Origin of the sequence: Gallionella capsiferriformans ES-2 (genome assembly GCF_000145255.1) — a bacterium.
GTDB classification, from domain to species: domain Bacteria; phylum Pseudomonadota; class Gammaproteobacteria; order Burkholderiales; family Gallionellaceae; genus Gallionella; species Gallionella capsiferriformans.
This window is the reverse complement of the sequence record NC_014394.1, coordinates 1,104,570-1,126,960: the sequence shown is the minus strand read 5'-3', so window position 1 is coordinate 1,126,960 and position 22,391 is coordinate 1,104,570. Positions and strand designations below refer to the sequence as shown.

24 protein-coding genes are annotated in these 22,391 nt (G+C 52.0%); 13 read left to right on the top strand and 11 right to left on the bottom strand.

Going from position 1 to position 22,391, the window contains the following annotated elements; genetic code table 11:
* Positions 1-240: 240 nt before the first annotated feature.
* From fliF to fliR, 13 genes are all read left to right on the top strand, one after another.
* Positions 241-1,941, top strand: a complete 1,701-nt coding sequence (gene fliF / locus GALF_RS05325; protein ID WP_013293039.1) for a flagellar basal-body MS-ring/collar protein FliF — start codon at positions 241-243, stop codon at positions 1,939-1,941.
* Entirely contained in the window at positions 1,934-2,929 is a 996-nt protein-coding gene (gene fliG / locus GALF_RS05320) for a flagellar motor switch protein FliG (protein WP_013293038.1), read from the top strand. The genes fliF and fliG overlap by 8 nt, the downstream gene beginning before the upstream one ends.
* A complete protein-coding gene (locus tag GALF_RS05315) occupies positions 2,922-3,587 on the top strand; it encodes a flagellar assembly protein FliH (RefSeq protein WP_013293037.1) in 666 nt (221 codons plus the stop codon). Before fliG ends, GALF_RS05315 begins: the two co-directional genes overlap by 8 nt.
* Positions 3,566-5,068, top strand: a complete 1,503-nt coding sequence (fliI, locus tag GALF_RS05310) for a flagellar protein export ATPase FliI (protein WP_013293036.1) — start codon at positions 3,566-3,568, stop codon at positions 5,066-5,068. The genes GALF_RS05315 and fliI overlap by 22 nt, the downstream gene beginning before the upstream one ends.
* A 5-nt stretch (positions 5,069-5,073) precedes the next feature.
* On the top strand, positions 5,074-5,529 hold the full coding sequence (fliJ, locus tag GALF_RS05305) for a flagellar export protein FliJ (RefSeq protein WP_013293035.1): 456 nt from the start codon (positions 5,074-5,076) through the stop codon (positions 5,527-5,529).
* A gap of 15 nt (positions 5,530-5,544) precedes the next feature.
* Positions 5,545-6,633 (top strand): flagellar hook-length control protein FliK, encoded by a 1,089-nt coding sequence (locus tag GALF_RS14865; protein WP_013293034.1) that lies wholly within the window; start codon positions 5,545-5,547, stop codon positions 6,631-6,633.
* A gap of 138 nt (positions 6,634-6,771) precedes the next feature.
* Positions 6,772-7,386 (top strand): flagellar basal body-associated FliL family protein, encoded by a 615-nt coding sequence (locus tag GALF_RS05295; RefSeq protein WP_013293033.1) that lies wholly within the window; start codon positions 6,772-6,774, stop codon positions 7,384-7,386.
* 4 nt (positions 7,387-7,390) lie between these two features.
* Positions 7,391-8,380, top strand: a complete 990-nt coding sequence (gene fliM, locus GALF_RS05290) for a flagellar motor switch protein FliM (RefSeq protein ID WP_013293032.1) — start codon at positions 7,391-7,393, stop codon at positions 8,378-8,380.
* Entirely contained in the window at positions 8,373-8,819 is a 447-nt protein-coding gene (fliN, locus tag GALF_RS05285) for a flagellar motor switch protein FliN (RefSeq protein ID WP_013293031.1), read from the top strand. The genes fliM and fliN overlap by 8 nt, the downstream gene beginning before the upstream one ends.
* 6 nt (positions 8,820-8,825) lie before the next feature.
* The gene (gene fliO, locus GALF_RS05280; protein ID WP_013293030.1) at positions 8,826-9,284 is read left to right on the top strand and encodes a flagellar biosynthetic protein FliO; all 459 of its coding nucleotides are present in this window, start codon (positions 8,826-8,828) and stop codon (positions 9,282-9,284) included.
* Positions 9,274-10,023 carry a flagellar type III secretion system pore protein FliP gene (fliP, locus tag GALF_RS05275; RefSeq protein WP_013293029.1) on the top strand — a complete coding sequence of 250 codons (750 nt, stop codon included), beginning with the start codon at positions 9,274-9,276 and terminating at the stop codon, positions 10,021-10,023. Before fliO ends, fliP begins: the two co-directional genes overlap by 11 nt.
* Positions 10,024-10,034: 11 nt before the next feature.
* Positions 10,035-10,304, top strand: a complete 270-nt coding sequence (gene fliQ, locus GALF_RS05270; protein WP_013293028.1) for a flagellar biosynthesis protein FliQ — start codon at positions 10,035-10,037, stop codon at positions 10,302-10,304.
* 36 nt (positions 10,305-10,340) lie between these two features.
* Complete coding sequence (gene fliR, locus GALF_RS05265; protein WP_013293027.1) at positions 10,341-11,123, top strand: flagellar biosynthetic protein FliR; 783 nt, start codon at positions 10,341-10,343, stop codon at positions 11,121-11,123.
* Between the two features lie 12 nt (positions 11,124-11,135).
* Here fliR and minE read toward each other — a convergent pair whose 3' ends face one another.
* The 11 genes from minE to flgE form a co-directional block, all read right to left on the bottom strand.
* Complete coding sequence (gene minE / locus GALF_RS05260) at positions 11,136-11,420, bottom strand: cell division topological specificity factor MinE (protein WP_013293026.1); 285 nt, start codon at positions 11,418-11,420, stop codon at positions 11,136-11,138.
* 1 nt (position 11,421) lies between these two features.
* Positions 11,422-12,231 (bottom strand): septum site-determining protein MinD, encoded by an 810-nt coding sequence (minD, locus tag GALF_RS05255; RefSeq protein WP_013293025.1) that lies wholly within the window; start codon positions 12,229-12,231, stop codon positions 11,422-11,424.
* A gap of 73 nt (positions 12,232-12,304) precedes the next feature.
* Positions 12,305-13,120 carry a septum site-determining protein MinC gene (gene minC / locus GALF_RS05250; protein WP_013293024.1) on the bottom strand — a complete coding sequence of 272 codons (816 nt, stop codon included), beginning with the start codon at positions 13,118-13,120 and terminating at the stop codon, positions 12,305-12,307.
* A gap of 134 nt (positions 13,121-13,254) precedes the next feature.
* Positions 13,255-14,460, bottom strand: a complete 1,206-nt coding sequence (gene flgL, locus GALF_RS05245) for a flagellar hook-associated protein FlgL (protein ID WP_013293023.1) — start codon at positions 14,458-14,460, stop codon at positions 13,255-13,257.
* Between the two features lie 7 nt (positions 14,461-14,467).
* Complete coding sequence (gene flgK / locus GALF_RS05240; protein WP_013293022.1) at positions 14,468-16,408, bottom strand: flagellar hook-associated protein FlgK; 1,941 nt, start codon at positions 16,406-16,408, stop codon at positions 14,468-14,470.
* Between the two features lie 71 nt (positions 16,409-16,479).
* Positions 16,480-17,355, bottom strand: coding sequence for a flagellar assembly peptidoglycan hydrolase FlgJ (gene flgJ / locus GALF_RS05235; protein ID WP_013293021.1), 876 nt, complete (start codon positions 17,353-17,355; stop codon positions 16,480-16,482).
* Positions 17,356-18,444, bottom strand: a complete 1,089-nt coding sequence (locus GALF_RS05230) for a flagellar basal body P-ring protein FlgI (RefSeq protein ID WP_013293020.1) — start codon at positions 18,442-18,444, stop codon at positions 17,356-17,358.
* A gap of 22 nt (positions 18,445-18,466) precedes the next feature.
* Positions 18,467-19,213 (bottom strand): flagellar basal body L-ring protein FlgH, encoded by a 747-nt coding sequence (locus GALF_RS05225; protein ID WP_223293734.1) that lies wholly within the window; start codon positions 19,211-19,213, stop codon positions 18,467-18,469.
* Positions 19,214-19,245: 32 nt separating this feature from the next.
* Positions 19,246-20,028, bottom strand: a complete 783-nt coding sequence (gene flgG / locus GALF_RS05220) for a flagellar basal-body rod protein FlgG (protein WP_013293018.1) — start codon at positions 20,026-20,028, stop codon at positions 19,246-19,248.
* A gap of 50 nt (positions 20,029-20,078) precedes the next feature.
* Entirely contained in the window at positions 20,079-20,822 is a 744-nt protein-coding gene (gene flgF / locus GALF_RS05215) for a flagellar basal-body rod protein FlgF (protein ID WP_013293017.1), read from the bottom strand.
* Between the two features lie 61 nt (positions 20,823-20,883).
* Positions 20,884-22,380, bottom strand: coding sequence for a flagellar hook protein FlgE (gene flgE / locus GALF_RS05210; protein WP_013293016.1), 1,497 nt, complete (start codon positions 22,378-22,380; stop codon positions 20,884-20,886).
* Positions 22,381-22,391: the final 11 nt, after the last annotated feature.

Genomic DNA, 22,391 nt, shown 5'->3' with positions numbered 1-22,391 from the left:
AATCTCTCAGCCACCTGCTGCCAGCGACAAATTTTACGCAGTAAAACACACCGCACAAGTACCCGACACCCGTAGCTTATAACAGACTTTTACAGTAATCGCACAATACAAGAACAAACGCGTGTAACATTAGCGAAACAGGCATGGGTTTTTCCCTTTATTCCCACCTTAACAACGACAATTGAAATAGATAATGCAGTTACTGTCCCCAGCGGCATCCAGGTATAGCCCGTTATAGCCATGTCCGAACAAGCAAACAGAGTCAACACCGGCGTAAGCGCATTCAGTCGCTTCGAACAACTTAGCGCCCAGCAAAAAATGGGGTTGGGAGTAGGTATTGCCGCCCTCATCGCACTGATCGTCGGCGCATGGATGTGGGGACAAACACCCGACTACCGCATTCTGTACAGCAATCTGTCTGACCGCGATGGCGGTGCAATCATTGAATCACTACAGCAGCTCAACATCCCCTACAAATTTGCAGACGGGGGCGGCGCATTGATGATCCCGGCAGACCAAGTCCATGAAGCCCGTTTAAAACTGGCGTCGCAAGGCTTACCCAAGGGCGGCACCGTGGGATTCGAATTAATGGAAAACCAGAAATTCGGCATCACCCAGTTTGCCGAGCAGGTCAATTATCAGCGCGCGCTCGAAGGTGAATTAGCTCGTTCGGTACAAAGCATAGGCGCTGTCGCCTCGGCGCGCGTTCATCTGGCGATCCCCAAACCCAGCGTTTTCATTAAAGAGCAGCAAAAACCCAGTGCCTCAGTCGTTCTGACCCTGCATGGCGGTCGCCTGCTCGATTCGGCTCAGGTCACCGCAATCGTACACTTAATTTCCAGCAGCGTACCTGACATGTCAGCCAAAAATGTCACTATCGTCGATCAGGATGGCTCACTTCTGAGCTCGCTGCAAGATAGCAACGGCCTGGGACTCGATGCCAACCAGCTCAAATACGTGCAGCAAATCGAGCAAAATTACATCAAGCGTATCGAAGATATTCTCACCCCCCTGCTGGGTGCAAACAACGTTCACGCACAGGTGACGGCGAACATCGATTTTGCACGCACCGAGCAAACCGCCGAAACCTACAAGCCCAACCAGAACCCTGCCGATTCGAGCGTACGCAGCCTGCAAAACTCCGAAACACTCAATGGTTCAGGCCTCAACGCCAGCGGCGTACCCGGTGCATTGAGCAACCAACCCCCGGTTCCTGCGACTGCACCGATCGTGTCCGCACCTCCTGGTGCAACGGATCCTGCAAACGCGCCTAAAATCGACAATCTTCACAAAGAAAACACCATTAATTACGAAGTAGACCGCACAATCAGTCACACCATCTTGCCCGTTGGCATGATTAAACGACTCTCAGTCGCTGTCGTCGTCAACAATCGTAAAGCTACTGATCCAAAAGGCAAAGTCAGTTCGAAGCCACTGACCGATGCTGAAAAAGCCCAGATCGACAATCTGGTCAAAGATGCGGTGGGATTTGATAAAAATCGCGGCGACAGTCTGAATATTCAGAATGCTGCATTCAATGATGAAAAGGAAGCCTTGAGCGAATTGCCATGGTGGAAGCAGGCGGACATTATTGAACTTGCAAAACTACTCGCAAAATATTTGATTATCGCCGCCGTCATGCTGATCGTTGTGTTTAAGATCATCAAGCCCGCCTTCCGTCCTCTGGAGCCTTTTCACGCCGAAACGGACGATGAAGAACACGTAGCCACAGTAGATCATACACCGGGCGAAGGCGAAGGCGAAGGCGAAATCGCGACCGGCGCAGCAGGTACGCAGCATGCGAATGAACCGGGCTCTGAACACTACACCCCCCCTGTCGAACCCTATGAAAAGAATCTCAATATCGCAAGACAAATCACTCAGCAAGATCCTAAAATCGTTGCAAGCGTCATTAAGGACTGGGTGAACGGCAATGAGTGATGGCGTTCAAAATAGCGCGATTTTTCTGATGACGCTGGGCGAAAATGAAGCCGCAGAAGTCCTCAAATATCTAGGGCCTAAGGAAGTACAAAAAATCAGCACCGCGATGGTTGCGCTGAGCAATCTGACTCGCGACCAAATTTCACAGGTTTTCCACGAATTTTTGGTCGCTGCTGCCGAAAAAACCACCATCGGGATGGATTCGAACGACTATATCCGCAGCATGCTGACCAAGGCGCTGGGTGATGACAAAGCAGCCGGCCTGCTCGACCGTATCATGCACAGCAGCGACACGAGCGGCATTGAAAGCCTCAAATGGATGGATCCTGGCGCCGTTGCCGAAATGATAGGCAATGAGCACCCGCAAATCATTGCGACCATTCTGGTGCATCTGGAACCGGATCAGGCCGCCTCCATCATGAAAATGCTCACAGATCGCACGCGCAACGACGTATTGCTGCGTATCTCCACGCTCGATGGCGTACAGCCGGTTGCGCTGCGCGAACTCAATGACGTATTGAGCAAATTGATGAGTGGAGGCTCAACGGGCAAGAAGTCACTTAAGGGCGGCGTATCGACAGCGGCAGAAATCCTAAACTTCATGGGCGGCACACTGGAAGCCGAGATGATGGAGAAGGTGCGCAGCTTCGACCCTGATCTTGCACAAAAAATCGAAGACAAAATGTTCGTCTTCGAAAATATATTGGAAGTGGATGACCGTGGTATCCAGCTGATCCTGCGTGAAGTTCAGTCCGAAGCGCTGATCATCGCACTCAAAGGGGCGGGCGAAGAGCTCCGCGAAAAGATTTTCAAGAACATGTCCTCTCGCGCGGCAGAAATGATGCGAGAAGATCTAGAATCCAAGGGACCGGTTAAGCTCAGCGAAGTCGAAGCGAACCAGAAGGAAATTCTCAAAGTTGTCAAACGCCTGTCCGATGAAGGACAAATAGCCCTAGGCGGCAAGGGAGATGAGGATGCCTATGTCTGACCCTCTACTGCAACGCCCAAAGGAACAGCTCACCGCATTTCAGCGCTGGGAGCTAAACTCATTTGACGAAGCAGAAAAGCCCGGCACAGAAAATATCGCGGCCGAAGCATTGCTTGCGTCCAAAGAGTCGGCAGCCATTCAGTTGCAAAACCTGGAAAAAAAAACCTATGACGAAAGCTATGCCGCCGGGTTGGCTGCAGGTCATGCGGCAGGGATGCAACAGGCACAGAGCGAAATTGCCAAGCTGCAAACATTAATGAGCAATTTACAAATTGCACTCACTCAAGTGGACGAACAATTAGCACAATCACTGCTCGATCTGTCGCTTGAAATTGCGCAAAAGATGGTCGTCGGTGTCTTGCATATCGAACCGGAAATCATTTTAAAAATTATTAGCACTGCCATCAGCAGCCTACCTCACTTCAACCAGAATGCACACTTAATTCTGCACCCGACTGATGCGGACCTCGTGCGCCGGCAAATGGGCGATGAACTAGCACATGCAGGATGGAAAATTTTTACCGACCCAAAAATTGAATCCGGTGGCTGCCGTGTTGAAACATCCCACAGCAACATCGATGCAACCAACCCGGCTCGCTGGCAGAGCATTGTGGAATCCATCGGGCAGGACAAATCATGGTTGAAGACACCGAACTGACGCTCCGGACTGAACCGTTCGCCGCGCCCCAGATCCTGCCCCCGATCTACGATCGGCCCAGCCCCCAGCCATCTCTCCCCAGCGGCGAGCACAGTCTGCGCTGGCAAGCGCTGCTAACAGAGGGGCGCGAATATGTGGCCGACTGCAATCCTATGCCCCCTAGCGGTCATCTGACCAAGGTGACAGGCTTGATTATGGAAGCGGTTGGCTTGCAAATGCCTGTTGGCAGCACCTGTCAAATCCGCCTGCCCAATACCACCGTCGAAGCAGAAGTAGTTGGTTTTTCCGGCGAGAAACTCTTTTTAATGCCGGAGAATGACGTTTATGGCCTGGTTCCCGGCGCCCGTGTGATGCCAATTACACCCTTACACACACTAAGCCTTGCCGGCAAACGAAAACCGCTGCGCCGCCGCATGTCGGATCATGCCAAACACCTTCCCGTCGGCAACATGCTGCTCGGTCGTGTTTTGGATGGTGCGGGAAAACCGCTCGATCAACTGGGCCCGTTGCTGGAAACGGCTTCTGCGCCGTTGCAAAGCCGCCCTTTCAACCCTTTGGAACGCGCTTCTATCGATACGCCGCTGGATGTCGGCGTGCGCGCCATTAACGCACTCCTGAGCGTTGGACGCGGTCAGCGCATGGGACTGTTTGCCGGCAGCGGCGTGGGTAAAAGCGTTTTACTTGGCATGATGGCGCGCTACACCAGCGCGGATGTCACCGTAGTCGGCCTGATAGGCGAACGTGGACGCGAAGTAAAAGAGTTCATCAACGACATTTTGGGTCCTGAAGGCATGGCGCGTTCAGTGGTGGTTGCCACCCCCGCCGACACGTCCCCCCTGATGCGATTGCAGGGCACGGCCTATGCGACAACCATCGCAGAATATTTTCGCGATCAGGGAAAAAACGTGCTGCTGATCATGGACTCGCTGACGCGTTTTGCAATGGCGCAACGCGAAATCGCGCTGGCAGTCGGCGAACCGCCAGCCACCAAAGGATACCCGCCATCCGTATTTGCCAAACTTCCCCAACTGGTCGAGCGCGCTGGAAACGGGCTAGAGGGCGGCGGGTCAATCACAGCTTTTTACACCGTACTAACTGAAGGAGATGATCAACAGGATCCGATTGCCGACAGCGCACGGGCCATTTTGGACGGACATATTGTATTGTCGCGCCGGCTGGTGGAGCAGGGACACTACCCGGCGATCGATATCGAAGCCTCGATCAGCCGCGTAATGTCACGCCTGGCGACGCCTGAGCACGCAGCACTAGTACAACGCTTCAAGCAACTGTATGCTCACTACCAGCGCAACAGAGATCTGATCAGCGTCGGTGCCTATATTAACGGGAGCGATCCGCTGCTCGATGAGGCGATCAAACTATACCCGAAAATGGAACAATTTTTGAAACAAGGCATGCATCAGTGCGAAACTTACACGAGCAGTATCGCGCAGTTAACCGCGCTGTTTGAAGTCGGATATTGACGATTATGAGCAATCCATTCCGCCTGCAACCGCTGTTGAACCTAGCGCAGATTAAAAATGAATCAGCGACAAAAAGACTGGGAGAACTGAATAAACTGCAGCATGATTCGGAGGTACAACTGGAAACACTGCGGCAATATCGCCGTGATTATCAGGAGCGCATGCAAACAGCCAGCCAGCAGGGTGTTGATCCGATTGTACTGCGAAATTTTCAGCAATTTATTTATAAGCTGGATGCAGCTATCGTGCAACAACTCAAAGCTGTCGAGCAAAGCCGCTTATCCACTCAGGCCGGGTTAAACGATTACGGCGGAACACAACGCAAGCTCAAATCGTTTGATACCTTGCAACAGCGACATATTGAAAGCGAACTTAAAATTGAGGCAAAGCAGGAACAAAAGGCCATGGACGAACATACCGGTCGTGTCACAGCGTACAAGATGCTCAATACTGAAAAATAGCACAGGAGAAGCATTATGATTAATCCGCTCATCAACAAAATCATCGCGCCGACCCCAAGCAGCGCCTCTGCCAATCCCGCGAAATCCCCGGCAGAAGGTGCAAGTGCCGAAAAATTCGGCGCAGTGCTGGCAAAGCAAATAGGCGAAAAGCCCTCTGCCGATTCAAAACGCTCGACTCATCCCTCGGATAAAAAATCGCCTCAAACAGGCCCTTCCGTAGCAGACCAACAAATCCAGCTCGATCAACCCGCGATGCTCACCACAGCCGATCCGCTGGCTGGTTTTTTAAAAGGCAATCTGACGATTAAAGTAGACAGACCGACCGACACTCAGGCCGATCAAACAACACAGCCTGCCGATGCGCAGATCACGCCTTTCGTACTGCCGGTCAATCCCGAGCTCAGACCCCCTGTATTGACAACAGTTGATCCTGCCACCGGGCAATCGGCACGTCAGGCGGCTGAGCCACTAGGTGCAGCACGTGAAAAAATGACCGGCGTGACACAAGTGGCCAGTGAACAAACACCGATTGCAACGAAAACACTCACACTTACCGACAAAGAAGCATTCAAATTGGCTGAGCCTGCCAACAGCCTGCCGGCTGTCAATGCACAGGCGATGGCTCAATCGGCAAGTTCAGCAATCACACCGACACCGATGGCACCGACCACTCAGGCCACTATTGCCGCACCACTGGGCAGTCCCGCCTGGCCTGCTGAATTCACCCAAAAGATCAACTGGGTAAGCACTCAACAAAATCAGGTGGCAGAACTACATTTAAACCCGCCTGATCTGGGCCCCATGAGCGTGACAATCACGATCAACGACAATCAGGCTACCGCGTTATTTAGTTCGCCCCACAGCGCCGTGCGCGAAGCGATCGAAAACGCCATGCCAAAACTACGCGAAAGCCTAGCCGACAACGGCATCATGCTGGGCAATGCTACCGTGAACGATCAAGCACCGAGAGACAGTGGCGCGTCAGGCTTCACAAATCAGCGCACACCGTCACCCCAGACTCACACAACAACGGAAACTGTAATCAACCCCGTACCCGTTGTACAGGTCAGCCGTCATAACGGCCTGGTTGACACGTTCGCTTAAGCCGCCTTGTGCATTAATATATTCACTTTATAGTTAAATATTAAAAAAAATTAATTTTGCGGTGGAAACAGACGATATTTGTGTCATCATCCGCCGCGTTTATTTTTCTTAATTCAAACATCAATAAGGAATCGCAACATGTCGAAGCCAGCCAAGCCAGCCGCCCCCGCCGCAGGCGATCAACCTCCCAAGAGCAAAAAGATGCTCGTGATTATTATCGCCGTGGTTGTCCTTTTGGCCGCAGCGGGCGCAGGCTACTATTTTTTAGTGATGAAACCGCATTCCGAAAAACATGCAAAACCTGCCGTAACTGAAGAAGCTGCCGATGAAGGTGATGAAGAAGATGAAGCGAAACCAAAAGTTCCGCCAAAATTTGTTGAAATCGGCACCTTTACGGCCAATCTGATGCACGAAGATGCGGATCGTTATTTGCAGGTTGCCATCACAATCAAGTTGAATAAGCCAGAACTTGAAGAGAAGGTAAAAGAAAGCAACCCTGAAATACAACATAGAATCAACATGTTGCTTCAAAGCAAACGACCATCCGAACTCGCAACGCCTGAAGGAAAAGAAATTCTGGCCAGCGATATCAAGGCAAATGTCGAGTATGTTCTGGGACTGCGCAAGACACCACCTGCCCTGCATCAGGCTCAGCCGGCCGCTGAAGGTGAAACACATCATGCCGCTGCAGAGGAGAAGCCAAGCAAAAAGGGCGTAGCAGAAGTGCTGTTTACCTCGTTTATTATCCAGTAACAACATGAGCGAATTTCTCTCTCAGGACGAAGTTGACTCCCTGCTCAAAGGGGTCAACGGCGAAACAGAGGATGAAAAAGCACATCCGGAAGCGGATGTCGGAGAGATTCGCCCATATAATTTAGCGTCACAGGAACGCATCGTGCGTGGGCGTATGCCCACGATGGAAATTATCAACGAGCGTTTTGCACGCCTGTTCCGCATTGGCTTATTCAATTTTATTCGCCGCACGCCTGAAATATCGGTGGGCCCCGTTCGTGTACTCAAGTTCGGAGAGTTTGTTCGCAATCTGGCCGTCCCCACCAATCTGAACATCATCCAGCCCAAACCGCTGCGCGGCAATGGGCTGTTTATTTTCGACCCGAATCTAGTATTTCTGGTCGTTGACAACATGTTCGGCGGTGACGGTCGTTTTCATACTCGGGTCGAAGGGCGAGAATTTACCCAGACGGAGCAACGCATCATCCAAAAAATGCTGGCCGTGGTATTTGAAACCTATGCAAAAGCATGGGAAACCGTCTATCCGCTAGAATTTGAATTTGTGCGTTCGGAGATGAACCCGCAATTCGCCAACATTGCGACGCCCAACGAGGTCGTCATTGTGACCACCTTCGACATTGAATTAGGCGGAAACGGCGGGGCATTTCACATCTGCATGCCTTACTCAACGCTAGAACCTGTCAAGGACTTACTGTTCAACAATATTCAGGGCGAACATCTTGCGGTAGATAAACGCTGGTTGCAACTGCTATCACGTCAGGTTCAATGTGCTGAAATCGAACTGGCCGCCACGCTAGGCCAGGCCAATATCACGCTGGAAAGAGTATTGAAAATGCGCGTGGGTGATGTGATACCACTGAATGTCGATGAAAACATTACTGCTTCAATTGATGGTGTTCCTATCATGGAATGCAAGTATGGCGTATTCAATAATCAATACGCACTCAAAATTGTAAAAATGCTGACTACCAACGAAGGAGAACAACATGCCTGATGAAACTGCCATCACCGCGGATGATTGGGGCGCAGCCATGTCAGAGCAGGCGACAGCCGAAGCCTCTACTGGTACGGACGACTGGGCCGCTGCAATGGCTGAACAGGAAGCGCCTCCTGCCGCTGGCAAAGCCCATGTATTCGAAAAATTTGGCGCAGCCGGTTCGGCGGCCACCCCCAATGATCTGGACATGATTCTGGACATTCCGGTGCAACTGACCGTTGAACTGGGTCGCACCAAAATGCCCATCAAAAATCTGTTACAACTGGCGCAAGGTTCGGTCGTCGAATTATCCGGTATGGCCGGCGAACCGCTGGATGTCATGATCAATGGATTTTTGATCGCACAAGGCGAGGTTGTGGTTGTCAACGACAAGCTCGGCATCCGTCTGACCGATATCACGACCCCCTCCGAGCGTCTGCGACGCATCAATCGTTAACTTGATATGCCAGCCCTCCTATCCATTCTCGTCGCGCTGATCTACTCGAATGCCGCCATCGCAGCGGAAATTGCACGACCTGCCTACACGCCGCCCGTTCCCAGCAGTTCCGGGAGTCTGCTGCAAATTAGCTTTAGCCTGCTGCTGGTACTGGCCGTCATCATGACCATCGCATGGTTGCTCAAACGCATGAATATTGCGCAGCACGGCACCGGCAACCTACTCAAAGTCGTCGGCAGCATCGCGATTGGGCAACGCGAACGTGTCGTCATGATCGAAGTAGACGACACTTGGGTGCTGATCGGTGTAGGCCCGGGCCAGATACGCACGTTGCACACGCTGCCAAAAACAGACGAACTGCAGGACTTAACAACATCAGGTTCAACAGGAACACCGGATAACAAATTTGCCAGCCTGCTCTCATCCATCATTAAACCGCGCAACGGAAATGGCAATGCGCCGTAGTCTGTTACTGTTACTCGGTGCGGCAGGACTCGTATTAAGCCACGGCATATGGGCTGCTGATCTGGCGGTGCCTGCAATCACCAGCAAGGCTGCGGCAGGCGGCGGCCAATCCTACAGCCTAAGCCTGCAAACGCTGCTAATACTCACCTCCTTGAGTTTCTTGCCGGCGATGCTGCTGATGATGACCTCCTTCACACGCATTATCATTGTGCTCAGCATGTTGCGCTCCGCGCTGGGCACTCAGGCCTCGCCCCCCAATCAGGTACTGATCGGCCTGTCGCTGTTCCTGACATTTTTCATCATGTCGCCGGTATTCGATAAAATTTACACCGACGCTTATTTACCCTACAGCGAAAATCGGATTGAACTGCAAGAGGCTGTTGAAAAAGGCGTCATTCCACTCAAGACCTTCATGTTACGCCAGACACGTCAGGCCGATTTAGCACTGTTCGTTAAAATCTCCAACAGCGACGAGTTACAAAGTGCAGAAGAAGTCCCGATGCGACTCCTAGTCCCGGCCTACGTAACCAGCGAATTAAAAACCGCCTTTCAGATCGGCTTCGTCGTATTTATTCCATTTCTGATCATCGATATGGTGGTGGCAAGCATCCTGATGTCGATGGGAATGATGATGCTCTCCCCCTCTATCATCTCGCTCCCCTTCAAGATTATGTTGTTCGTTTTAGCTGATGGATGGAACCTGCTCATCGGCTCACTGGCGCAAAGCTTTTACACCTAGGAGAACCTCCAATGACACCCGAATCAGTCATGACGCTAGGTCAGCAGGCCATCGAACTCACCCTGCTGTTATCAGCCCCGCTGTTGCTCAGTGCGCTCGCGATTGGCCTTGTGGTGAGCATCTTTCAGGCAGCCACTCAAATCAATGAGCAAACCCTGTCATTCATTCCGAAACTGGTAGGAATCTTCGTCGTCCTAGTCATTGCAGGCCCCTGGATGGTGACGATGATGGTTGATTTCATCCGGCGCCTGTATGGCAACATTCCATGGATGGTAGGATGATGTCAGGATTCAGGATTCGGGATACAGGGCTGATTCGTGCTTAGCGTCACCAGCGCACAACTCGACATCTGGCTCTCTACCCTGCTCTATCCAATGGTACGATTGCTGGCGATGATATCCAGCGCGCCGATTCTAGGCAACAAACAAGTTCCGGCACGTGTCAAAATAGGCCTGTCCGTGCTCATGGCGATCGTCATCGCACCAACGCTGGCCCCGATGCCGGACATCCCATTAGGTTCGCCGCAAAGCCTGCTAATTATGGTTCAGCAGATCATTATCGGTGTATCCATGGGATTTACCATGCGCATCGTGTTTACTGCGGTAGAAATGGCTGGGGAATTTTCAGGTCTGCAAATGGGATTGGGATTTGCGAGTTTTTATAATCCGCAAAGTGCCAGTTCTTCCACCGTCACCGCGCAATTCATGGGCATTATCGCCACGCTCGCCTTCCTGTCGATGAACGGACACTTGATGCTGCTCGCCCTCGTCACAGAAAGTTTTCATACCCTGCCCGTGGGGCAAATGATGGCAACTAAAAGTTTTTATACTGCAGCTCAATGGGGCGCGACGATATTCGCATACGGCTTACAACTATCCATGCCGCTGCTGGCCGCACTGCTGATCACCAACCTAGCCCTCGGCATCATGACGCGTGCCGCGCAACAGTTAAATCCGTTTGCAATCGGTTTCCCGATTACGCTTACAGTCGGGTTCTTTGTACTGAGCCTATCGCTGCCCTATCTTGCGCCTATGCTCGACAGAATGACCACAGAAGGCTTAGCGACCGCCCTCAAACTGGTTAAATTACCGCCTCCCTGAGAGCGAGACCTATCAGACTCGACTGTTGATCTTGTCAGGCAGAGTGATGTTCAGTTCCAGCACATCGTATTGATCGTGCTTTTCGAGCTGAACTTTGAATGAGTCGCGATCGATATGGATATATTTGGCAATCACCGCCATCAATTCCTCTTGAAGCGCGGGCAAATAATCTGGCGTTGCAGTACCGCGTCCGGCACGCTCATGAGCCAAAATAATTTGCAGTCGCTCCTTGGCAACGACCGCAGATTTTTTCTCGTTACCGCGCAGGTAGTCAATCAGACCAGCAATCATTGACATGTTAATGACCTCCCAGCAGACGTTTAAAGAACCCGGCTTTTTCGTTGATAAAACGCATAGGCAGATCTTCGCCCATAAAGCGCCCCACGACATCCCGGTACGCTTCGGCCACATCGCTCTTATCCAAATGGATGGCAGGTGTACCCGCATTGGATGCTTGCAAAACAGACTCCGATTCAGGAATCACGCCCAGCAGAGGGATACGCAAAATTTCCTGGATATCAACTACCGACAACATGGCGCCTGTATTAACCCGTTTCGGATCGTAGCGCGTCACCAGCAAATGCTCTTTAACCGGTTCCAAACCCTCTACCGCGCGTTTTGATTTCGCAGCGAGTATCCCTAAAATACGGTCTGAATCGCGCACTGAAGAGACTTCAGGATTCGTGACCACCAGCGCTTCATCTGCAAAATACATCGCTGTGAAGGCACCGGACTCGATACCTGCGGGTGAATCGCAGACGATAAAATCAAAGCTTTCCTTAAGCTCATCCAGAATACGTTCAACGCCTTCCAAATTCAGTGCATCCTTGTCGCGCGTCTGAGAAGCGGGCAGGATATACAGGTTATCGCAATTTTTATCTTTGATCAGCGCCTGCTTGAGGGTCACCTCACCGTTGATGACATTGATGATGTCATACACGACACGACGCTCACAGCCCATGATCAGATCGAGATTACGTAAGCCTACGTCAAAATCGATTACGACGGTTCTATTGCCGCGCATTGCCAGACCGCTTGAGAAACTGGCACTGGTCGTCGTTTTTCCCACGCCACCTTTGCCCGAAGTAACCACAATAACTTTAGCCACGTTTCATTTTCCTGAACAATTTATATTAAGTCGCTCATTTTACGCGAAAAGCGCGAAAACCAATACCTTCGCGTCAGTAATTGAGCGGTTGAATCACTAAACGCGACCCGTCAAGGTGTACACGAGCCGGTTTCGCGCTGACATTTTCCGGCACGCCGTCTTCAAAAACCTTAAAACAACCGGCAATCGACAACAACTCCGCCTCCATGCTGTTAACAAAAATCCGCGCAGCTTCATTGCCTTGTGCGCCGGCGATCGCTTTACCGCGCATCGGCGCATAAACGTGAATATCGCCATCCGCAATTAACTCGGCACCGGCGTTTACGATAGCCAGCACAACCAGATTAGCGCCTTCCGCATAGATACGCTGCCCGGTGCGGACGGGTTTATCGATCACCATGGTTGGCATAGGTTTTACTGACGCTGTCGACACCTCACTGACAGCCTCAAGAGTCGGTTCAAACCCAGGCAGTTCGGGTTGCAAAGGAGAGGCAACTGGCGCTGGCGTTGCAGCGACATAGACACCCGTAACCGAGAACGGATCATCGGTAGCTCTGCGCATCGGGTTTCTGACAACCACATCGGGGAAAATGCCGAGACCTGCCTGAATGGCATCCTCACGCTGCCCAACGGAACCGCCTACGATACCTGCCGCACACATGCCATGACTTTGCATAAACGATACCAGATTTACAAAATCCAGCCCCTGCTCCAGTTCAGCAATGCCCGATAGTTCAAGCACAATAGGCGTGCTAACAAAGAAGTCTGGCGTTTGTGCCAGCCGTACTGACAATTCGCGTTTCAGGTCGGACAGATTGGTGGTCAGAATGTGCAACTGCAACACAGACAGATTGCCTGTTTTAATTTTGAATACGGGCTCTTCACGCATAGCGAATAATTCTCTGGATTTAAAGCGAATTTAAAAGGATGGACAGATTTCAGGCGAGAGTTTAACCCGAATAGCAGCTTTTCAACGAAAGAAATATCGCCAGAAGGGATGCCCTCTGGCGAGACTACATCAAATTACATGTAGGTAAACATGGACAAATTGGACACCTGAGCAAAAGATTTTTGTGCTGCCTGCAAGGTAGTCTGCTGCTGGTTCAAATCGCTGATCGCTTTGTTGTAATCGGTATCTTGCAGGGCAGATAAACTCTGCTTTAACTGCACACCGATGCTGTCACCTGATGCCTGCAAAGAATCAATTTCATTGAGACGTGCACCGATAGAGGATCGCGTGTTCAACACATTGCTCAGCGCATTATCAACATTCACAATCCCGCTCGCGAGACCATTGGACACATTCGCACCTGATAATGGCGTACTCAGGGTGGTGATTAAATCAGAGAGCGTTTTAAATACACTCTGATTTGCACTGGGTTTAACCGTAAAACTGTCACCGTTAGCCGGAGCACCCTGCATATTAAACTGCAACCCGTCAAAAGAGATGGCCTGACCGGACGTGTAGGGCTGCGCCGTCATACCCGCCACCGGCACCCCAGTCGTTGTGTTGGTCACACTGTAAGTTGTTGCTCCAGCCGCCACCGCAAAACTTACACTGTAAGCATTTCCCGTCAACGCGGCAGGATTTAGAACCGATCCGGCACTGATGATACCGCCACCGGTATTCGTCGCTAAAGCCTGAGTCGCAAATGTCCCGTTTCCGTCCTTAATGCGCATGAACACATCAGCACCGCTGTCATTTGCCGCAATCTGCCGTCCGGGATCCACCTGCACCAGACGCTGCCCGTCATCCCCCTGATAACTCACCACACCAGCGGTTGATGCAACAAAGGGCGTTGTTTTGGACTGAAACCCCGCATACAAGGCGTTACCGCTGCCATCCGTGCTATTAGCAAGCCCGATCAATTCTTGCAAGCGCCCATTCAGGTTTTTTCCTATCGTTGCCCTGTCGGTGTTTGTTAGCGTAGCATTTCCGGCAGCTACGGCGGCGGTTCTGACATCCTGTAGCAGCAAGGTGACGCTCGCCAGTGTGCTCTCCGAAATTGACAAAGGGTCTTTAACAGTACCGCGATTCGCTGTTTGCTGGGTATTAATCGCATCGGCCTGCGTGACATCCAAGGCACGAGTCGCCGCGACAGGATCGCTGGCCGCCGTCAGAAGTCGCCTACCACTGGCGATTTGCTGCTGCGTCTGCACAAGCCGCGCCTGCTGCGCACCCAAGGTGGCCACGTTATTGTCGAATATTGTATTAGAGCTGATACGCATCACACACCTACCTTCCTAAAGTCAACAGCGAGTCAAACATGGTATTAGCAATTTGCATCGCCTTAGCCGCTGCCTGATAAGCGCGCTGGTAACGCAACAAATTGGCCGCCTCCTCATCCAGATTCACACCGGAAACCGACTGCTGGGTCGCTACGGTCTGAGTCACCATGGCATCCTGCGCCGTACTGGTCACCAATAACTCCTGAGTCTTAGCACCGATTGAACCTACAAACTGGCTATAGGCGCCTTGCAAATTGGTCGTCGCATTAGCCCCCACCCCGCCACTGCTTGCCAGCAGGTTTTGCGTTTGCAATGCAGCCATCAGCAATGCGTTGCGATTATCCCCCGTCGCGGTCGTATTGGACTTCACGTTAAACACATCACCTGCGGCAGGCGTACCGGTAATCGTTGCTGTCCATCCGTTATAGGTAATCGGCACACCTTCCGTGTAAGCGACTGCACCTGCCACAGCGGGCAAAGCCCCCGTAACGGTGTAAGACGTTGCACTGGTAAAGGTAATGGTCACCGGCACCTGTAAATTGGCATTCAGCGGCAGAGGTGTATTCACAGAACCCGCCGTAATCACACCGGTACCCGTATTAGTTGTCGCCGTCGTACTGATCATGGGTGCCGCGGTTGCTAATTTAGTCGGATCAGTGGTCAGCACCCCCATATCACGCGCTGCATTAGCCACAGGACGAATCAAAAAACTATCACCGGCGAACATGCCGGCAGGAATAACAACGCTCACGCCATCCACGACCTGAGTGAGCGGCATAACGGATGCTGCAGTTCCCAAATTAGTGAGCTGATTATCAGCCATCCGCGTCATCGTATAATTCGCGCCATCGAATTTAAGCTGATAATCGCTGGTGGTCACCGCTGCCATATTTGAAATGGTTGCTGTCAAAACACCTGCACCGGCATTATTCAAGCCTTTATCCACACGCGGCAGAACATCTTTAAAGATACTCGCACCTAATGCGCCGTTCAAATCCAGGCCCATTTGATTCTGCTGATTGATATTAGTTGCCAAACCCAGCGCCACGCGTCCGAGCGCATTACGCGCAGGCTCCAGACTCTGATCCCGAAAAGTCAGATAAGCACCGAGATTGCCACCCTGCAAACTGCTTTGCTGCATGGTGACCGATTTACCGTTATTCAAGTAGGCTACATCCACCTTGGAGGGATCTGCCGGATTTTGCACCACCTGCAATGCCATTGCCTGATCGCCGACGACTAAAGCCTGCCCGTTACCAACGAAGACACTCATCGACCCATCCGTTTGCTGCTGGGTCGAGACTTTAATTTCTTTATTCAGCAGATTAACCAGCTGGTCACGCTGATCGAGCAAGTCATTTGGTTGTTGCCCTTGCGCCGTAGCAATCGCACTTTTTATACTGTTATTAAGCGTTGCGATTTGCGTGGCATAGGTATTCACCGTTTGTACGCTGCTGGCGATCTGCGTAGTCAAACTATTAGAAATATCTGTCAGTCGCTGATCCATCGCCTGAAAACGGTTTACCGTTGCCTCAGCGGTACTCAGCACCGTCTGCCTGGCAGGAATAGATTCAGGATTACTGGCTAACGCATTGGTAGCATTAAAGAAATTCTGTATCGCAGGCGAGACGCCAGCGGCCGGATCAGCCACCATATTATCAATCTGCTTCATCGATGTGAGATAAGTAGATAGGTAGCTTGCCTGTGTCTGCTCCTGGCGAACCTGAGTGGTCAAAAATTGATCGTAATTTCGCACCACACCGGTCACGTCGACCCCTTGACCTACAAAACCGGCGCCCGTCGCCTGCGCTGCACGAGAGTTGACCAGCATAGTCTGCCGTGAATAACCGGGCGTATTGGCGTTGGCGATGTTGTGCTGTGTCGTGCTCAAAGCAAACTGGGCGGCATTCATCCCGCTCAGTGACGCGCTATATATATTGCTTCCCATGATATTCCCCTTGGCAACCTACCGACTCGTACATTCAGTATATCGGCACAGCCTGCAAAACCTTTAGGAGATTAGCCCAAATTCATCTGCTTCATCACGCTAACCAGCTTTTCGGCATATTTTGGATCCGTTGCATAACCTGACTTTTGCAACGCCTGCGCCATCCCTGCCGGACTATTTGATTGCTGCATCACACCGGCATAACGCGGATTGTTGCTCATCATGCCTGCATAATCATTAAAGGCTTCCGTGTAAGAGGAATAGGCGCGAAACTTCTCGACTTGATGTATCGCGACGCCATTTTTATACTCGGTGGTCATCACGTCAGCCACTTTCCCGTGCCAGGCGCCATTGGCTTTAATACCGAACAGATTGTAGCTGCTGCTGCCATCGGGCATCGCAATCTCACGTTTTCCCCAGCCGCTCTCCAGCGCTGCCTGCCCCATAATCAATTGCGGCGGGACTCCACTCGACTGACTGGCCTGTATGGCATGCGGCAGCATCTTACTGACAAACTCCTGCTGCGTACTCGCATTGAATGCGGATGGTACAGCAGCGGGTGCGAGAGGAGCAATTGCCGGCTGAGACTTTGGCGCCTGCGCTGATGGCTGAGTACCCGGTGTGATAGTCTGGGGCATCGTTAAACCTGTCCGGCTCAACTGCTTGACCAGCATATCGGCCAAACCAATCCCTTTGCTTGACATGCTCTGCGACAATTGCTGATCGAGCATGCCGGTAAACATCCGCGTCTGATCGCTGTCCATCATGCCGTCCTGCGGCGTGGCATCGCGCATGCTTTTGAGCATCATGTTCATGAATACCGACTCAAACTGCTGCGCGGCGACTTTGAGTGCCTGATCCGGTGAACTTTTCGCCTGCGCCTTTAATTGTGCGAGCGATTGTCCATCGATTGCCAGACTCGCAGCGGCATTGACTTGGCTTGCCATTTAGATCACCTCCAACTCGGCATGCAGCGCGCCTGATGACTTCATCGCCTGCAAAATGGCCAGCAAATCCTGCGGCGTTGCACCAATGGCATTCAACGCCTTGACCACCTCGCTTAAAGATACACCTTTGGACAGCTCCACCAGCCCCCCCTTATCGCTTTTGACATCAATCGTGGTTTTATCGGTAACTACCGTTCTGCCGTCTGAACGCGCGTTAGGCTGACTGGCTGTACTGTCGGTATTGATCACCACCGTCAGATTGCCGTGCGCGACCGCACAAGCATCGAGCGTGACCGCCTGATTCATCACAATCGAACCCGTGCGCGCATTGATGATCACTTTGGCAATCCCTTGCGCTTGGTTAATTTCAAGGTTCTCAATTCTGGAAATAAAGGCGACCAGGCCATTCCCCTGCGGTGCACGCACCTCTATCATCCGCCCATCCTGTGCTACGGCGATATCGGGGGCTATTTGACTGTTAATCACATCAACGATGCGTGTCGCAGTTGTAAAATCATTGCTGCGCAATTCAAGGTGAATAAACTCGCCCTGCCCTAATAACGTCGGCACAGCTCGCTCAACCGTCGCACCGGCCGGCACACGCCCCACACTCAAATGATTGACCTGTACGGAGGCCCCGCCCGCAGAAGCTCCCACGCCGCCCACCAGCACATTGCCCTGCGCCATCGCATAGACTTGACCATCGGCACCTTTGAGCGGCGTCATCAATAACGTCCCGCCGCGCAAACTTTTGGCGTTACCCATGGAGGAAGCGGTCACATCGATCGTTTGACCTGGTTTTGAAAATGGCGGCAAACTAGCCGTCACCATTACGGCCGCGACGTTTTTGAGCTGCAAACTCGTCCCCTGCGGTAGATTCACGCCCATTTGCGAGAGCATGCTGATGATGCTCTGCACCGTAAAAGGCGTTTGCGTCGTCTGATCGCCGCTGCCATCCAACCCCACGACCAAACCATAGCCTAGCAATTGGTTGTCCCGTACGCCCTGAATGCTCGCCACATCTTTAATGCGATCTGCGAAGGCTGTAAATGGCAACAGCAACAAAAGCACAGCAATAATTTTTTTCATCCGTTAAACCTCTATCCTGCTTCTAGAACGGCAGCACCGACATGAAGAAGCGCCCGAGAAATCCCAGCGAACTCGCATCATTCATAAACTGGTTCATGGCGCCTGCATTTTTATACTCGATATGCGCATCGGCAACTTGGCTGGACTGCACCACATTCAAGTTGGAAATGCTCACCGGATTGATCACACCGGAAAAACGGATGAACTCTTCGTTTTGATTTAACGCCACTTGCTTTTCACCGCTCACCAGCAAGTTACCGTTGGCCAGCACTTCAATTACCGTGACCGCAATCGTCCCGGTCAGCGTCTCACTCGCAGCGCCGTTACCCGAGCTTGCCGTCTTATTACTGCTGCTGCTGTTAATTGAGATCGGATTGATAAGCGAAGTGAGTGCTGCCGCAGCCCCCCCGTTCGCCGCATAATTACGCCCCACACTCGGCGTCCCTGCCGCAATGGAATTGGCGCTGGTGGAACCATCGCTGGCTTTGCGGCTCCCCGAGGTCGTTTCAGCAATATTGATGGTCAGAATATCACCGACATTGCGCGCACGTTTATCCTCAAACAAAGGACGTTCATTAATACCGGCATGAAAAATCGCACCGTCTGCGGGTACTACAACCACCGGCCTGACAGGTTTCACCGTCATCGGCTGCTGAATGCGGGTTGGTGGCGTGCTAATGCTGCAACCTGCGATCGAGATGGCGATACAGAACAGACCACACACCCGGCTAATGACATCCATTTTTTTATTGCTCCACTGCTCTGCCATGACGCTCATTCCCGATAAATGCGACAAACCCATTACATTTGTGATAATTTTTGCAGCATCTGATCAGAGGTGGTGATCGATTTTGAATTGATTTCATACGCGCGTTGCGTCTGTATCATATTCACCATCTCTTCGACCACATTGACGTTAGAAGTTTCAACGTAATTCTGACTCAGCAAACCACTGCCGTTCGTGCCGGGCACATTGGTGCTGGGCGTGCCGGAGGACGCCGTTTCCTGATAAAGATTTTCACCCTGAGCCATTAAACCGGCCGGATTGATAAAAGTCGTCACTTGCATGCTGCCCACCTGTACGGGCGCTGCAACACCGGGCTGCGTGACCGACACCACGCCATCCCGTCCTATCGTCACGGTAATGGCATTAGCCGGCAGCGAAATCGCAGGTTGCACGGGAAAACCGCTTGCTGTGACCATTTGTCCCTGAGCATCGCGCTGAAATGAACCGTCGCGTGTATAGCCGGTTGAACCGTCCGGCATCAACACCTGAAAAAATCCACTGCCGTTAATTGCCACATCCAGCTGATTACCGGTCTGCTGCAAATTACCCTGCGTATGTATCCGCTCAGCAGCGACGGGCCTGACACCAGTACCAATCTGCAAACCAGAGGGAATCTGAGTCTGCTGAGATGACTGAGCGCCCGGCTGACGAATCGTCTGATACAGCAAATCTTCGAATACCGCGCGCGAACGTTTGAACCCATTGGTACTGACGTTGGCCAAGTTATTGGCGATTGTATCCATCTGGGTTTGCTGCGCATCCAGCCCGGTTTTTGAAATCCACAAAGAACGTATCATGACTTTTTCCTTTAAATATTGATAGCAGCGAAAAAATTACAACTGGCTACTTATCCTGCAATACTCATTATCGAACTTGCCTGCTTGGCATTGTTATCCGCCGTCTGCAGCATTTTCATCTGCATATCAAATTTACGTGCCAGTGAAATCATATTGACCATCATCTCGACTGTGCTCACGTTGCTCCCCTCAAGATTGCCCGGAGCAATTTCCGTCTTAGCATCGGCAGGTGCTGTCGAACCATCCTTCATGCGAAACATACCATCCCCGCTACGCTCCAACTTAGCGACATCAGGATTCACCAGCTTTAAGCGCCCGACCACCACCACCGACGTCGCCTGATTTCCTTCAGGAACCGTCGAAATCGTGCCATCCTTAGCAAATGTGAGCTGAGTACCGGGCGGAATGGTGATCGGACCCGAATCGCTCAACACATTAAGCCCGTTACGCGTTTGCAACACACCACTGGAACTGATCTGGAAACTGCCATTGCGCGTGTAGGCCTCCTTACCGTCAGGCCCCTGAACAGCCAACCAACCAGTGCCGTTGACCGCGACATCAAGAGAGCGCCCGGTCGGCTGAAAAGCGGCAGGCGTAAAATCGAACCCCGCCGTTGAATCGACCACAAAGGCGCGCGTTGGCAATCCTTCACCGACCAGAGGCACGGCGCGAAATGTATTGAGCGTCGCGCGAAATCCCGGCGTGTTGGTATTTGCCAGATTCTCAGATACCGCAGCTTGCTGCTGCAGCACATGAGATGCACCGGTCATCGCGGTATAGATTAACTTATCCATTTCTAACCCCTTTTATCTGCCGAGCAGCACACGGACCGACTACCACTTACCACTCACCTGTTTATCTTAAGCTTGTGATTGTTTGCAGCAGTGAATCCTGCGTCTTAATGGTCTGCGCATTAGCCTGATACACGCGTTGTGCCGTGATCATATTGACCAGTTCAGCCGTCAGATCGACGTTGGAATCCTCTGTTGCTGATGCTTGCAACATCCCCAAACTACTCGAGCCCGGCGTACCCGTCGTAGGGCTACCTGAAGCGGATGTTTCCACCCACTCGTTGTTACCAACCGGTTGTAAACCTTGCGGATTGATAAAATTGGTCAGCGTAATTTGCCCGAGCGCACGGGACTGACCGTTCGAATAACGTCCCAGTATCGTGCCGTCGGTACCGGTACTGGTTGAATTGAGCTGGCCCGAAGTATAACCATTCTGTGTCAGCGTATTCACACCAAAATTACCACCAAACTGAGTCGTACCGGCAGCTAACGAATTAAAATCAAACGTAATGGTTTGAGGGGACGTCGTGATCGTTGAAACAGGATTAAATGAAGGCGTGGTCACTTTACCCAGCGTTGCGCCCGCCGTCGAGCCCGCACCCGCTGTCAATGTACTTAAAGTACCCGTAGGACTAAAACCCAAGGTGGCAAATGGTGTAGCAGTTGTCGCAGGCGCCACAATAGGCGGCACCAGCACATTGTCTATCGTCAGATAAGTATTCCACAAATTGGAAGGCGCATTGGTTGTTGCCGCTGCGGCTGCCACAACACCCGCAGCGGCCGGCGTCACAGCAAGCGTAGTTGCATTGGTCACACCGGTTATTGTATAAGTCGTACCAGCCAGCGTCACCGTGTTACCAACAGCCAGCCCCACCGTCGATCCCACCGTCATCACGGTATCCGCAGCGGCAAATGAGCCATTCCCCACAGTTGCAATCGGCTGGCGCGCAAAATACATGGTTCCCACGTGACTTGCGCCCAGGCTGTCAAATACCGATAGGGACGTCGAACTGGTATATGAAGTCGGATCTATCGTGCTGAAAGCCGCCGTCGCGGGTACCGCGGCGCGAGAATCCAGATTGGCACCCACCGTCGTAGTGGTAGTCATGACCGGCGCGAGATTGGTCGAGGTAATTTTTAGCGGCACGGTCTGTTTCACGATTGTACCTGCCGCATCAGCCAGATAACCTGAAACGATATGCCCCTGATTATTGACTACATTACCGGTCTTATCGACCTGAAACTGACCGTTGCGACTGTATAAAACAGCGCCTGCCGCATCAGTTAGACGAAAAAATCCCTGTCCGCTAATAGCCGTATCCAGAGGATTATTGGTATTCGTAATATTGCCCTGAGTAAACTGCTGAGCGACAGCCACAAGCTTCGTGCCGGTCCCAATCGGCATCGCGCCTGAACCTGACAGGGACGCTGCAAACATGTCTGCGAATTGCGCCTGCGACTGTTTAAAGCCGACCGTACTGGCATTAGCAACGTTATTTCCGATGGTGTCCAGATGCCTAGACGCCCCATTTAATCCGCTCAATCCTTGTTGAAAACTCATGTTTTTCTCCC

Excerpts from the sequence above, each read along its gene's own strand:
- fliF (WP_013293039.1), top strand. The coding sequence starts at position 241 with ATGTCCGAACAAGCAAACAGAGTCAACACCGGCGTAAGCGCATTCAGT.
- fliG (WP_013293038.1), top strand. The coding sequence starts at position 1,934 with ATGAGTGATGGCGTTCAAAATAGCGCGATTTTTCTGATGACGCTGGGC.
- GALF_RS05315 (WP_013293037.1), top strand. The coding sequence starts at position 2,922 with ATGTCTGACCCTCTACTGCAACGCCCAAAGGAACAGCTCACCGCATTT.
- fliI (WP_013293036.1), top strand. The coding sequence starts at position 3,566 with ATGGTTGAAGACACCGAACTGACGCTCCGGACTGAACCGTTCGCCGCG.
- fliJ (WP_013293035.1), top strand. The coding sequence starts at position 5,074 with ATGAGCAATCCATTCCGCCTGCAACCGCTGTTGAACCTAGCGCAGATT.
- GALF_RS14865 (WP_013293034.1), top strand. The coding sequence starts at position 5,545 with ATGATTAATCCGCTCATCAACAAAATCATCGCGCCGACCCCAAGCAGC.
- GALF_RS05295 (WP_013293033.1), top strand. The coding sequence starts at position 6,772 with ATGTCGAAGCCAGCCAAGCCAGCCGCCCCCGCCGCAGGCGATCAACCT.
- fliM (WP_013293032.1), top strand. The coding sequence starts at position 7,391 with ATGAGCGAATTTCTCTCTCAGGACGAAGTTGACTCCCTGCTCAAAGGG.
- fliN (WP_013293031.1), top strand. The coding sequence starts at position 8,373 with ATGCCTGATGAAACTGCCATCACCGCGGATGATTGGGGCGCAGCCATG.
- fliO (WP_013293030.1), top strand. The coding sequence starts at position 8,826 with ATGCCAGCCCTCCTATCCATTCTCGTCGCGCTGATCTACTCGAATGCC.
- fliP (WP_013293029.1), top strand. The coding sequence starts at position 9,274 with ATGCGCCGTAGTCTGTTACTGTTACTCGGTGCGGCAGGACTCGTATTA.
- fliQ (WP_013293028.1), top strand. The coding sequence starts at position 10,035 with ATGACACCCGAATCAGTCATGACGCTAGGTCAGCAGGCCATCGAACTC.
- minE (WP_013293026.1), bottom strand. The coding sequence starts at position 11,420 with ATGTCAATGATTGCTGGTCTGATTGACTACCTGCGCGGTAACGAGAAA.
- minC (WP_013293024.1), bottom strand. The coding sequence starts at position 13,120 with ATGCGTGAAGAGCCCGTATTCAAAATTAAAACAGGCAATCTGTCTGTG.
- flgL (WP_013293023.1), bottom strand. The coding sequence starts at position 14,460 with ATGCGTATCAGCTCTAATACAATATTCGACAATAACGTGGCCACCTTG.
- flgK (WP_013293022.1), bottom strand. The coding sequence starts at position 16,408 with ATGGGAAGCAATATATATAGCGCGTCACTGAGCGGGATGAATGCCGCC.
- flgJ (WP_013293021.1), bottom strand. The coding sequence starts at position 17,355 with ATGGCAAGCCAAGTCAATGCCGCTGCGAGTCTGGCAATCGATGGACAA.
- GALF_RS05230 (WP_013293020.1), bottom strand. The coding sequence starts at position 18,444 with ATGAAAAAAATTATTGCTGTGCTTTTGTTGCTGTTGCCATTTACAGCC.
- GALF_RS05225 (WP_223293734.1), bottom strand. The coding sequence starts at position 19,213 with ATGGCAGAGCAGTGGAGCAATAAAAAAATGGATGTCATTAGCCGGGTG.
- flgG (WP_013293018.1), bottom strand. The coding sequence starts at position 20,028 with ATGATACGTTCTTTGTGGATTTCAAAAACCGGGCTGGATGCGCAGCAA.
- flgF (WP_013293017.1), bottom strand. The coding sequence starts at position 20,822 with ATGGATAAGTTAATCTATACCGCGATGACCGGTGCATCTCATGTGCTG.
- flgE (WP_013293016.1), bottom strand. The coding sequence starts at position 22,380 with ATGAGTTTTCAACAAGGATTGAGCGGATTAAATGGGGCGTCTAGGCAT.